Source organism: Paenibacillus woosongensis, from assembly GCF_030122845.1.
Taxonomy (GTDB): Bacteria; Bacillota; Bacilli; order Paenibacillales; family Paenibacillaceae; genus Fontibacillus; species Fontibacillus woosongensis_A.
On the sequence record NZ_CP126084.1, the window covers coordinates 2,086,643 to 2,098,825 of the forward strand.

Sequence of the window (12,183 nt, forward strand, 5' to 3'; positions counted from 1 at the left end):
TGCTTCGAACCCTATTCCCGCTTGCTTAATGGAACAGCTTGCGGATGTCTTTCATATGCTCCATCGCCAGGTCATAGCCATGCTGGCATGTATCGCGCAGCTTGCCGACGTTCTTCTCGAAGCTGTCCAGCGGCACCTTCGGACGGATGATGACCGCTTGGCCCTCTTGCTCCAATCGCTCGCAATAGGCGACAGTCTCATTATAACGTTCATGCCTCGTCAGCAATATTTCCTCCAGCAGCGGGTATTTTCGTCTTAATAATCTGGCTACCGCTGCATTTTGCTTGCTGAATGTTTTTACGTACCCCTTCGGCTGGGTCAAAATGATTAAATGCTTCTCATTGCCGTCCTCGACGGCCTTGCGGATCGGAATCGGGTCGGTTAACCCGCCGTCATAGTATTTGGCGCCGTCCATTTCGATTGCCGGAAAAAACATGGGGATGGCACAGGTAGCCCTGAGCATGGTCATTGCTTCGTCAATTTGCAGACCGTCCATATATTCCGGCCGGCCGGTCAACGCGTTGGTAACGCCGACAAGCAGCTTGCCCTCATAGCTGTTGAACGTTTCCATATCGAAAGGGATCAGCTGGCCTGGAATTTCGCCAAAGATGAAGTCCAGCCCGAACAGGCTGCGATGACGCAGAAAATTCCGGTATCCAATGTAGCGGGGATCGTTGCGGTACTGCTCCACGATTTCCAGGTTCCTTCGTTTCTGCTTGGATATATAGGAAAATCCATTGCTGATTCCGGCGGATACTCCAATGCAATAAGGGAACATAATTTCCTCGTCCAGCAGCGCATCCATGACGCCCGCGCTGAAAATCGGGCGCAGGGTTCCCCCTTCCAATATTAAGCTTGGCACTTCAGCTCACCTCATTAGGTACATATAGGATGAAATAACAGGAATAGACACTAAACACTTCTATTTATAGTTTAATGTCGGAGCTATTTATTATCAAACGTAACGGATATGATTTTTGCGGCGGGAATGAAGACAAGCCTTCTGTTTGTATCGCGAATTTCAAAATTGTCGCTATGAACAGCAACCAGTGTTCCAGGAATGGTTAAGCTCATTGTCTGAATGGCAAGAGACTCACCGGCGAATTTGCTGAGCCGTTCCACCGTCTCGGAATCGGGGAATGTAGCTGCGGCGAGCAGGCTTTCCAAATGCTCAACCCGCTGCTTCAGCAGCTCTAGCCCAGCATGCAGCAGGCGGAGCTCCAGCTTGCGCCGTTTGAACAATCGGCTGAAGATGCCCATCACGGATTCCTCCTTGCTGAATATGATGTGAATCGCAATATATCGTATGCTCGATAGATTCATAGAGTTTGGACAAGTGTGCTGCCAGCAGGGTAAAGTTATTTTAAGATATTAGTACGTGTAAAAATGCGGTATGATAGATGTACTGATAGTTATTAATTTTTAAGGAGTGAGCAGGCTATGATTAAACATATTGTATTGTTCAAGCTAAAGGATTCTTCGCCGGAGAGCATTGAGAGAACGGCTGGCGTTCTTCGCGATATGGAAGGAAAGATCGAGCAGCTTCGCAGCATCGAGGTAGGGATCGACGTCGTCAAGTCTCCGCGTTCTTATGATATAGCGCTGGTTACCACATTTGATTCCCTTGAGGATCTGCAGGGCTATCAGGTACACCCTGTGCATAAGAAAGTGATCGAGCATATGGCGGAAGCCAGAGAGAGCCAGGTTGCTGTTGATTTTGAATTCTAGAACGGCACGTGGAAGGAGGAGACTTTCGTGTATTACGTTAATCGGGAACAAATCGAGCGCAGATTACATATGCTGCCGGAAATTGTACAGGTTCTGAATTCATCGGATACGTTAGAGGCTCAGAATTCAGGGCTTTTGGAACGTTACGCCATAGAGAGAGCGCTTCATCTGGCGCTGGAAATCGTTACGGACGTAGGGAGCTATTTAATCGATGGCTTTATTATGCGGGATGCAAGCAGTTATGAGGACATCATCGATATTATGCTGGACGAGAAAGTGGTGGACGCGGGCTTGCATGCTGTTTTGATCGAGCTGGTGCGTCTGCGCAAGCCGCTGGTGCAGGAGTATTTTGCCGTCGACCGCGGAGCACTTACAGGGCTCTTGAAGCAATTGAAGGAAGCAGAGGGGCTTACTGTCTTTGCTGAACGCGTTCGTGCATATTTGGATCAGGAAGGAATCGAGAGCTGACCGGCTTGCAGGAAATTATCCAAAATGTCCTCTTCACGTTGTGTCGAAACAAGCATCTGCTGCTTATAATGAATTAACTATATAGGCATTAGCCCTGATGTACGGGCGTGCCGCATAAGGAGAGATGTATCGTGAGCAAAGGAAACAAAGGATGGATATGGGGTGCAGCCATCGGTACGATTGTCGGTTCGGTTACAGCGCTGCTGCTTGCTCCCAAGCCGGGGAAAGAGCTCCGCAAGGATATTGCCGACGGGGCGCGTCAGGTCGGAGAGAAAACAGGCGAGATTGCCGGCAAGGTTACTGAACAGAGCGCTCACTTGGCCGAGATTGTAAAGGAAACCGCCGGAAATCTCATTCATGACATTCAGGCCTGGCGTGAGAGCAAGGGCGAGGAAGAAAGCCCGGACGAAGGCAAGGAAGTGCAGATCTCCGCATTCCCTGGGGAGAACGAAACCGAAGAAGCGGAAGATTTCGCAACTGCAGCTATCGAAGCCGAAGCTAGCGAAGCTGCTGAAATGATCGAAGCTACCGAGCAGACGGCCGTGGTTGAGAATGAGGATAAGGATAAAATCCAAGCATAATCGAATCGCCGAATATGATGAAGAAAAGGACCCTGCAGGGTCTTTTTTCTCGCATTTAGCAGGACAGGCTCCCGTGTTCGTTCCTTGTCACGTTCTCGTGGCATGGGGTAATATTAATTAGTACACTTTAGGATGAACGGTCATAAAGTAACGTAAAGCATCTAAACTATAATAAAAGGAAGCGGTATGTTCGTGCAGCAAGCCATCGCAATATTAGACTCGGGAGTGGGCGGTCTTACCGTGGCCAAAGAAGTCATGAGACAGCTCCCCAGAGAGAAAATCATCTATTTCGGGGATACCGCCCGATCTCCATACGGGCCCCGGTCTCCGGAAGAGGTCACTTTGTTTACCGAGCAGATCGTGGACTATTTGATTCAATTCAATCCGAAAATGATTGTCATCGCGTGCAACACTGCAACAGCAGCTGCACTAGAGCACATTAAGAAAAAGGTGAGCATCCCGGTCATCGGGGTAATACATCCTGGGGCAAGGGCTGCGATCAGCGCCACGAAGACGGGCCGGATCGGGGTGATCGGTACGGTCGGCACGATTAATAGCGGAGCGTATATCACGGCTTTGAAGGAGCTCAATCCCGCGATCGACGTGGAGAGCGAAGCGTGCCCGGATTTCGCTCCCCTGGTGGAGAAGGGGCAGTTCGAGACGCCGGAGGCACATCTGGTCGTGGAGCATTCGCTGCAGGAAATGAAGCAGCATCCAATCGATTGCCTGATCCTCGGATGTACGCACTATCCGTTCCTGAAGCGTTCGATTCAGGCGGTCATGGGGCCGAAGGTGAAGCTGATCAGTTCCGCAGACGAAACCGCTCGCGAGATCAGCACCGTGCTGTATCAGAAAGGGCAGCTGGCCCGGGGCAATGAAATTCCGATTCATCAGTTTTTTTGCAGCGGGGATTCTGAAATGTTCAACAAAATCGCCCACCAGTGGCTGGGGGAGCAGATCGAGCTTACCCCCATCGTATGGCAGGTTTCCACGCCTTCCTAAGCTGGAAAATGCGAACAACCTTTGCCGGCAGGAGTTATCCGGCAAAGGTTGTTTTTGTGTAGCTCGCTCATAGCCAAGCGTAGTGTAAGCCATATTGAAAGAATAGACCATCATCATAATGGATGAAGGAGGATTATGATGCAGCTGCTCGCCATGTTGACGATGCTGATCGATCATGTAGGACTGCTCTTTTTTCCCGATCAGCCCCTCTGGAGAATTATAGGCCGAATCGCATTTCCCCTATATGCTTACGCTTTGGCGCTAGGGCATCGCCATACATCCTCGCACGGCAAATACGTGCTCCGGCTGCTCGGTATCGCGGCGTTGTCGCAAATGCCGTATCAACTGGCTTTCGATACGAATGAATTGAATGTCGTCTTCTCGCTTTGCGCAGCAGCGATCCTGCTTCGTGTGCTCGACGGGCTATCCCCAGGCTGGATCTCCTACGCGCTGATTGCCCTGATTTATGCGATGTTCGAGGTGTTCCCTTTCGAATATGGGGCATATGGACTGCTTCTCATGCTTATATTCAATTATATGAAGCCCGGTCCGATGCTCGTCGGAATGCATTTATTATTGAACTTGGCTGCGCTGTTTGCTTACGGCTGGGTCATCCAGCTCTTTAGCATCATTCCGACGATGATCATTGCGTACGGGCCGAATTTATGGAGAAGGCTGGAGTCGTGGCGGATGCCTCGCTGGCTCTGGAGAACGTTCTACCCGGCGCACTTGGCTGTGCTTGCCGTGATCGTTCACCTTATTGGCGAGTAGCTGCTGGCCGACCCGGCGCTCAATAAAGGAGGAATAGAGGTGTTGGCGTCAGTAAGCAATGGCCAGGAGCCTATCGTGCGCATCCGTAAAGGATACCGCTATGAGGACGGGATAGCCGATATTAGACAGCTGCAAGGACGTTACGGCTGTCTAAGGCGCGTGGAGGTTGGCAAAAGCGTGCTCGGCAAATCCATCGATGCACTCGTGCTAGGAAGCGGGGAGGAGTGCGTTCATGTGAACGCCTCGGTTCATGCCAATGAGTGGATTACGACGCCGCTGCTGCTTCGCTTCATCGAAGAGCTGGCGGCTGAGCTGGAATCTTCGTCCGGCAGGGAAGATGCCGGCAGCCTGACCGAGGATCTGCTGGGCGGGATAACGCTATGGGCGGTGCCGATGGCCAATCCAGACGGTATAAATTTGTCGCAGGATGGTTTATGGCCGGAATGTCCCTATAGGGAGCACTTGTTATCGTGGAACAGCGGTATGGAAGACTTCAGCCGCTGGAAGGCGAATATCCGCGGCGTCGATCTTAACGATCAATTTCCCGCGGGCTGGGAGGAGGAACGAGCCCGGCGCAGTACGGGCGGCCCAGCCTCCCAGGACTACGGGGGAAGCGCGCCGCTAAGCGAGCCGGAAGCCGCCGCGCTCGCCAGCCTGACGCGAAGGCTGCGGTTCAGCAGAGTAGCGTCGCTGCATACCCAGGGGCGTGAAATCTATTGGAATTACCGGGATCTGGAGCCGGATGGCTCCGAAGCTTTAGCCGACAGGTTAGCCGAGGCCAGCGGATATAGGGCGGTGAAGCTTACAGGCAGCGATGCGGGTTATAAAGACTGGTTCATTAGCGAATTTCGCCGTCCCGGATTTACGATCGAAGCGGGGGTTGGCGTCAACCCGCTGCCGGCAGGGCAATTTGAGGCAATTTATGGAGAAATCAAGCCGCTGTTGACCGAGTTTATCCGGGGGTAACCCCCGGATTTGCTTTTTTTAAATAACGTAAATTAGGGTATTGTAATGAATAAGCCATACCGGCCATAATGAATGATAAGGCGATGGCGCAAAGAGGAGGGGAAGCAGCTGTGAAATGGAGAAGATTGTGGTCGCTCCGGCATTGGTCGCATATATTCAACCGCGTTCCAAGGCTGCTTGCCTCATCGCGGGTTCCTGTATTGGACAAGCTGCTGCTGATCGTCCCAGCCCTGGCCTATTGGGTGCTGCCGGACGTATTGCCGTTTATTCCGATCGACGATATGGCCGTGACGATGCTGCTGATGGACTGGTTCGTCGGGAGAGCCGAGCGCAAGCATCCGCTGACATAAACAGGCAGAGGGGATACATGCTTGCGTGAACCGTTGACATTCTTTACAATAGGAATGTTAGGTAGTCATAAGAAGATAGGAGCGATCATATGAGCGTAAAAATTACCCGCAATGCGGCGAAGGTGATAAAGAGGGAATTGGATAAAGAAGAGAACAAGGGTCTTGCGTTGAAAGTGTTCATCACTCATGCTCATGGGGATCACGCCCATTACGGACTCGATTTGGTCAAGCCTGCCGAGACGGACCAAATCGTGGCTACGGACAAAGAAATCGACGTCGTTATTGATCTGAACGAACCGCTTCTTGAAGGCGTGAAGATCGACTATCTATATTTTCCGGAGGAAGGCTTCGTTATTACGAATCCATCCAAAGGAAATCACGGTGATCACTAGCACTTTGAAAGAAGAAGGGATTCAGCATGGCTAATGACATTCGCATATGCGATAAATGCAATCATATACGGATGAAGACGTTTGTGCCCAAGCTGCAGAAGCTGGCGCCGGACGCGGAGATTAAGGTTGGCTGCAAATCTTATTGCGGCCCATGCGGGAAGCGGGCGTTCGTATACATTAACGGACGCTACATCAGCGCTCCGACCGAAGACGAGGTATTGACCAAGGCGGCTCCTTTCGTGAAGAAGCCCAAATAAAGTATTGAAGGAAGCATCCGAATCAAGAAGAGCTGCTTATTTCTCTTGCGAGATAAGCAGCTCTTCTTTGCGTTGCGGCAGGGAGCACAGGATGCAAGGATCAACAAGGATCAACTTAGCGATACTCCCGGAGCAGATTGTACTGGATGACCCGGTCCGATATGGACAGGCGCAGTTTCGCTTCTTCATAGCCTCGACGGCACTGCTCTAAATCCGTCAGCTCTCTAGTGTCCAGGCTGTAGCATTCCCCGTGCTCGAACAGGCCATCGGCGGAAGGAGTGTAGTACACGCGCCCGTCGGTAAATGCCCCCGAGCGCAGCGCGACGAAGCGGTCTCCGCTTCCAAATAAATCGTTGCCCATCATGTAATAGGAATCGGTCTCAATTCCGAGCAGATGAAGAAGAGAGGGCGCCATATCCAGCTGTCCCGCTGGCTCCTGGTACACGCCGGCTTGTCCGTTGTCCGGCAGATGAATAATAAGGGGCACCTGATTCATGATTTGGTGCATGTCGAGCTCTGACAATGATCTGCCCAGGAACTGCTCATAAGGCTTTTTATCCTTAAGCGAATTATCATGATCCCCGTATACATACAGAATCGTATGATCCCATATCCCTTTCTGCTTCATTCCTTCGATGAGCTGTCCTAGGGCTTCATCGGCATAGTGAACGGATTCTAGATAGCTGCCGAAGAGGGTTCCCTGGAATTCGCCAACATCTAGCTTGCGCTCCGAAGCCGGCAGCTGATAGGGGTGATGGCTTGTCAGAGTTACTAGAAAGGCGTAGAATGGCTGCCGGCTGTCCCGCGTCATGAAGTCGAGCGACTGGCGGAAGAAGGATTTGTCCCCGAGCGACCAGCCGAGCGGTTCATCCATCATGTAATGCTGTCTGTGATAGAAATGATCATAGCCCATCGCCTTGTACATGGCATTGCGGTTCCAGAAGCTGCCTTCGTACGCATGGTAAGCCCCTGTCTCATAGCCGTGTTCGCCTAGTATTTGCGGGAGCATATCGTAATTGTGATTCGGAAAGCGGACGAAGACTGAACCCGTAGGCAGCGGGTGCAGGGAGCTGTTTGAGGAAAAATCAGCATCCGAAGTACGTCCTTGTCCTGTCTGATGATAATAGCTCGCAAAGTACATGCTGTCCTTCATGAGCTGGTTGAGATGGGGCGTGATTTCCTCTCCGCCGATCTGTCTCCCAATCACGAAATTCATCAGGGCTTCCACCTGAACGACGATGACATTGCTATCCTTATAAGCGGCAAAAGTATCGTTATGTGCCTTGCGCTTCTCTGCGGCTTCGCGGAACCAGCGCTTGATTTCCTTGTGTTCTTCTGCGGTTAGCGCTGGTTTGCTGCTCAGATGCTCCTTGGCGTAGCGGTACGCATCGTAGTAATGGAACCCGAGCAGTCCGGTGATGTTATACAGGGACAAATTCCACCAGTTGCCCGTAAACAGCTCGCCGGCCCAGGTGTTCTTGTAATGCTGGATCGGCCCCATCGTGAGGACATATCCAAGCATAAAGGCCAGCAGTCCCGTAAGCAGGCGGCCCATCGGACGCTCTTTGCCATGTGCAGCGGAAGCGCCGGTTTCGCGGTCACCGTCCTGCGATAGACGCTCAGATTTGAGCCGCCGGAGAAGCAGCCAGACACCTAGAATGATAGCTGCAATGAGCCAGTCGGCGGCAAGCCACAGGTCCCTTGGGAGGAGCAGAGAGGAGATGCTCTCGCCAAGTTCACCTACCTGGCCCGCCTGAAGCAGGACGGGCACCGTGATAAAGTCACGGAAATACCGATAATACACTAGATCAGCGAAAATAACGCCCGTAAGCAGGACATTGAGCAGCGCGAGGGCTGCCGAACGGGCACGGGTGCTCAGCCACAGCGTCCAGAAGGAGGCAAGGATCAGAGATCCGATCGCGATGAGGTTATCCAGCCGGTTCATATCAATATTGTTCGCATTCAAGTTGTGATGCAGATAGTGGAGCTTCCAGAACAAGGCGAAGACGAATAAAGGATACTCGAGACGGCGATAGCGCAAAATGCCCGGAATCAGCCGCCATAGACGCTTGCAGCCAAATTTCGATGAATGGCCTGGATGCTTCGGCACAGGTCCTCAACTCCTTTCAAAGGGAAACCCCTTCCCGGGCATTAATGCCGCGGAGGAAGGGGACCCAGAAATTGCAGATATTGGCACTCGATTCGGCCGTTGAACAGCTTGCGGCGTTTGTCTGCCTTACGCTGAAAATCATGCTCGAATTGCTTGGTAGGCGTGAGCGCAAAGAACGACCAGGTCGGAAGCCCGGCTGCCACCCGGCCAAGCTGGGAAATCAGCTTGCGGACTTCCTTCTCCTCACCGATCCGCTCACCGTACGGCGGGTTCGTGATCAGGCAGCCGTAGTCGCCCTGGGGCTGTATTCTGGCTGCTGGCAGAACCTCAAAAGCGATCTCCTTGCCGAGCCCGGCGCTCTTGGCGGCAGCCGTGGCTACCTCGATCGCTTTCGGATCAATGTCGCTGCCGGCGATGTTCAGCGGGATATCATCCTGGACCGCGTCGAACGCTTCCTCGCGCGCCTGCTGCCACAGTTCTTCGGGAAGGACTGGCCATCCCTCGGCATTGAAGGAACGGCGCAGCCCAGGGGCGATATTCCAGCCGATCATCGCGGCTTCAATCGGCAGCGTCCCTGATCCGCAGCAAGGGTCATAGAAAGGGCGCGACGGATTTTGATTCCAGCGGCTGAGCAAAATCATGGCGGCAGCCATGGTCTCCTTCAGAGGAGCTTCGGTCGCCAGCTTGCGGTAGCCGCGTTTATGCAATGCCGGTCCGGTCGCATCGAGCGTCAGCAGCGCTATGTCATTCAGCAGATTGATTTCAATGACGTAGCGCGGTCCGGTTTCCTCGAACCATTCGGTGCGGTAGGATTCCTTGAGCTTCTCGACAATCGCTTTTTTGACAATTCCCTGGCACGCGGGAACGCTGCTTAACTGGGATTTGTGGGAACGGCCTTCGACGGGGAACTCGCCATGGGCCGGAATCCAGTCCTGCCAAGGGAGCGCCTTTGTTCCTTCGAACAGCTCATCGAACGTGACCGCAGAGAATTCACCCATTTTGATCAGCACGCGGTCTGACGTGCGCAGCCATAAGTTGCAGCGGCAAATGTCGATGAAATCTCCGGTAAAATTCACTCGCCCGTTCTCAACCTTCGTATCTTCGTACCCCAGTTCTTTAAGTTCCCTAGCCACGACGGCTTCGAGTCCCATAGGGGAGGTCGCGATTAATTGCAGTGGACCTGGCATATGAATATATCACTCCGTTTTGTCAGTTGTAGTCATCGTCTAAAAACCATACAATTCAGTATAGGACAATGTCAATGAAGATACAAACGGATTCGGCAAGAATTCAGCTGAGAGGAGCAATCTGAATTTATGTTAACCCCTGAACAATACAGTGAAAAATTATACGCTGAGGATGAGCAGTTGAATAAAGTGAAGCAATCGATTGAAGACAGCGGGATCAGGGACGTATCAGTCGTCCCGGGCTACGGCAGGCTGCTGACTTTGCTGGTCAAGTCCTCCGGGGCCAAGTCGGCTCTGGAAATCGGCGCGCTGGGCGGATACAGCGGGATTTGCCTGGCGAGAGGGCTTTCCGAGGGCGGCAAGCTGTTGTCTTTAGAGCTAAAGGAGGAGAATGCGGCTATGGCCCGCAGCAATATGGCGGCAGCCGGATACGGGGAGATCGTGGACTACCGGGTCGGTCCGGCCCTGGACAGCCTGATCGAGCTGGAGCGGCAGGGGCAGCGGTTCGACTTCTTTTTTATCGATGCAGACAAAGAGAATTACCCGGTATATTTGGAATATGCGATCAAATTGGCTCTACCCGGGGCGATCATCGCTGGGGACAACACGCTGCTGCGCGGCCGTACCCTGAACCCGGACAAAAACGGCCCTGCCGTACTTGCCATGCGCAAGTTCAATGAAATGATTGCCCGGGACGAACGTCTCCTAAGCACCTTTTTACCGGCCTTTGACGGTCTAGCTCTAGCGCTGGTTAAATAGCAAGTGTTTATTTTGCATACATGGTGAATTTGTAATGTAAAAAGAAATAACCTCGCCAAAGCGGCGAGGTTATTTTGCAGGTAAGTCGAATATCAAGCGGCTGAAAGAATGCGAATATTGTTATGCTGCTAACCCTAATCGAATAGCCAGAATGCCGGACGGGCCGCTTAAGCCCTTCTTCCGGAGCTTCCACACAGGTGAAACACCGCCTTCAGCCTTGCTTCAGAGAGCCCAGCCTTGGCTTCGAGTACAGCTTCAAGCGGACCCAGACGGTGTTGCATAAGAGAAGCACGCCGGAAATGATGAAGATGCCCTCAATGCCAATATAGCCGGACAAAAAGCCTCCGATCAAAGCGCCAAGCATGTTCCCCAACGCGAGCGTGCTGCTGTTGAAGCCGAAAGCCCTGCTCTCCATGCCGTCGGGTGTATAATGCCGGATGAGTGCGTTAACGCTGGGCAGAAGGCCGCCCATGAATATCCCCAACAGGAAGCGGACAATAATCAGCTGCCAGACGCTTTGCACGAAGGCCTGAGGAATCAGCGTTGCGGCGGCTCCGATTAGGCAGTACGTCAAAATGCGGTGCGCCCCGATTTTGTCGCTGACTCTGCCCAGGACGGGCGAGGTAATCATATTCGATATGCCGGTAGCGGCGGTGACCATGCCCGCCCAGAACGGCACGTTAGCGGCGATGCCGTGTAAATGCTCGACATATATCGGCAGGAGCGACATCGGGCTTAACATGGCGAATTGCAGCAGGAAGGTTACTGCGAACAGCGCTGTCAGCTGAGGCGTTTTGTTCAGCTCCATGAACCCCTGCAAAATGGAGATTTGCGGGACATGAGCCGCTTCCTCGCGATCGAAGCTTTCGCGAACAAACAGCATGGCGAGGACAGAGGCAACGAACAGCAGAATGCCCGTAATATAGAATATCGGCCGGAATCCGATCCATTCAGCCAGCAGGCCGCCGATCAGCGGACCGAGTATCGTCCCGGCGACGATGCCGGATTGCACCACGCCCATGGCAAAGCCCATCCGCTCCTTGGGCGCGGTTCCCGAGACGAGTGCGACCGCGGCGGGATTGAATCCCGAAATCGTTCCATTTAGCATGCGCAGAGCCAGTAAATGCCAGGGCTGCGTGGCGAAGCCCATCAATGTGATGACGATCGCCATCCCGAAGCCGGATCGCAGCAGCATGATTTTGCGGCCGTAGCGATCGGCGAGCTTGCCCCAAATCGGCTGGAAAATAAATGCCGTGGCAAAGTTCGCGGCAAAAATCGATCCTGCCCAGAAACCGATGGCTTGCTCGCCCTGCACATTCAAATCCCTTGCGAGGTATAGAGACAGAAACGGAGTGATCATGGTCATGCCTGCGTTGACGAGGAACTGACCGAACCAAAGCACAAGGACGTTCACTTTCCAGGTATTGTCCTTCACTTGTTCTCACATCCTTTCTCTTTCCGTACGGTCTAGTTGCACCTCATTTGCACCTCATTATTGTGTTCAAACTTATTCAATTATATCATAATGACGGCATCGGCCTGATTAAGGATGTCATAGTATTGTCATCGGATGCTGAAGTGTGACAGTTGTTACTTACTTTTAAAAAGGGCA

Annotated in this window: 15 protein-coding genes; 10 read left to right on the forward strand and 5 right to left on the reverse strand. The window is 52.7% G+C overall.

The genetic code is table 11. The features are described from left to right. Nucleotides 1–25 precede the first annotated feature (25 nt). Together QNH46_RS09350 and QNH46_RS09355 are read right to left on the reverse strand one after the other, a co-directional pair. Nucleotides 26–862 (reverse strand): patatin-like phospholipase family protein, encoded by an 837-nt coding sequence (locus QNH46_RS09350; RefSeq protein WP_283927855.1) that lies wholly within the window; start codon nt 860–862, stop codon nt 26–28. An 83-nt stretch (nt 863–945) separates the two neighbouring features. Further along, complete coding sequence (locus QNH46_RS09355; protein WP_283927856.1) at nt 946–1,260, reverse strand: DUF2642 domain-containing protein; 315 nt, start codon at nt 1,258–1,260, stop codon at nt 946–948. A 180-nt stretch (nt 1,261–1,440) separates the two neighbouring features. On the opposite strand from QNH46_RS09355, the gene QNH46_RS09360 reads away from it, so the two are divergent. The 9 genes from QNH46_RS09360 (at nt 1,441) to QNH46_RS09400 (ending at nt 6,515) form a co-directional block, all read left to right on the forward strand. Continuing rightward, the gene (locus QNH46_RS09360; protein ID WP_213588889.1) at nt 1,441–1,728 is read left to right on the forward strand and encodes a Dabb family protein; all 288 of its coding nucleotides are present in this window, start codon (nt 1,441–1,443) and stop codon (nt 1,726–1,728) included. A gap of 27 nt (nt 1,729–1,755) precedes the next feature. Continuing rightward, entirely contained in the window at nt 1,756–2,196 is a 441-nt protein-coding gene (locus tag QNH46_RS09365) for a DUF86 domain-containing protein (protein ID WP_283927857.1), read from the forward strand. 131 nt (nt 2,197–2,327) lie between these two features. Then, nucleotides 2,328–2,777 carry a YtxH domain-containing protein gene (locus QNH46_RS09370; protein WP_283927858.1) on the forward strand — a complete coding sequence of 150 codons (450 nt, stop codon included), beginning with the start codon at nt 2,328–2,330 and terminating at the stop codon, nt 2,775–2,777. Nucleotides 2,778–2,963: 186 nt separating this feature from the next. After that, nucleotides 2,964–3,779: a glutamate racemase gene (gene racE / locus QNH46_RS09375; protein ID WP_283927859.1), complete on the forward strand. Its 816-nt coding sequence runs from the start codon at nt 2,964–2,966 to the stop codon at nt 3,777–3,779. Between the two features lie 135 nt (nt 3,780–3,914). Beyond that, nucleotides 3,915–4,550 (forward strand): TraX family protein, encoded by a 636-nt coding sequence (locus tag QNH46_RS09380; RefSeq protein ID WP_430691899.1) that lies wholly within the window; start codon nt 3,915–3,917, stop codon nt 4,548–4,550. Between the two features lie 42 nt (nt 4,551–4,592). After that, entirely contained in the window at nt 4,593–5,516 is a 924-nt protein-coding gene (locus QNH46_RS09385) for a M14 family metallopeptidase (RefSeq protein WP_283927860.1), read from the forward strand. A 110-nt stretch (nt 5,517–5,626) separates the two neighbouring features. Continuing rightward, nucleotides 5,627–5,866, forward strand: a complete 240-nt coding sequence (locus QNH46_RS09390) for a YkvA family protein (protein WP_283927861.1) — start codon at nt 5,627–5,629, stop codon at nt 5,864–5,866. An 89-nt stretch (nt 5,867–5,955) separates the two neighbouring features. Beyond that, nucleotides 5,956–6,258: a HesB/IscA family protein gene (locus tag QNH46_RS09395; RefSeq protein WP_213588883.1), complete on the forward strand. Its 303-nt coding sequence runs from the start codon at nt 5,956–5,958 to the stop codon at nt 6,256–6,258. 26 nt (nt 6,259–6,284) lie between these two features. Then, nucleotides 6,285–6,515, forward strand: coding sequence for a YuzB family protein (locus tag QNH46_RS09400; RefSeq protein WP_155609139.1), 231 nt, complete (start codon nt 6,285–6,287; stop codon nt 6,513–6,515). A gap of 115 nt (nt 6,516–6,630) precedes the next feature. On the opposite strand, the gene QNH46_RS09405 is transcribed toward QNH46_RS09400, so the two are convergent. Beyond that, nucleotides 6,631–8,625 (reverse strand): LTA synthase family protein, encoded by a 1,995-nt coding sequence (locus QNH46_RS09405; RefSeq protein ID WP_283927862.1) that lies wholly within the window; start codon nt 8,623–8,625, stop codon nt 6,631–6,633. Between the two features lie 41 nt (nt 8,626–8,666). Beyond that, nucleotides 8,667–9,812, reverse strand: a complete 1,146-nt coding sequence (locus QNH46_RS09410) for a THUMP domain-containing class I SAM-dependent RNA methyltransferase (RefSeq protein ID WP_283927863.1) — start codon at nt 9,810–9,812, stop codon at nt 8,667–8,669. A 129-nt stretch (nt 9,813–9,941) separates the two neighbouring features. On the opposite strand from QNH46_RS09410, the gene QNH46_RS09415 reads away from it, so the two are divergent. After that, nucleotides 9,942–10,571 carry a class I SAM-dependent methyltransferase gene (locus QNH46_RS09415; protein WP_283927864.1) on the forward strand — a complete coding sequence of 210 codons (630 nt, stop codon included), beginning with the start codon at nt 9,942–9,944 and terminating at the stop codon, nt 10,569–10,571. 211 nt (nt 10,572–10,782) lie between these two features. Here QNH46_RS09415 and QNH46_RS09420 read toward each other — a convergent pair whose 3' ends face one another. Continuing rightward, complete coding sequence (locus QNH46_RS09420; protein WP_283927865.1) at nt 10,783–12,006, reverse strand: MFS transporter; 1,224 nt, start codon at nt 12,004–12,006, stop codon at nt 10,783–10,785. Between the last annotated feature and the right edge of the window lie 177 nt (nt 12,007–12,183).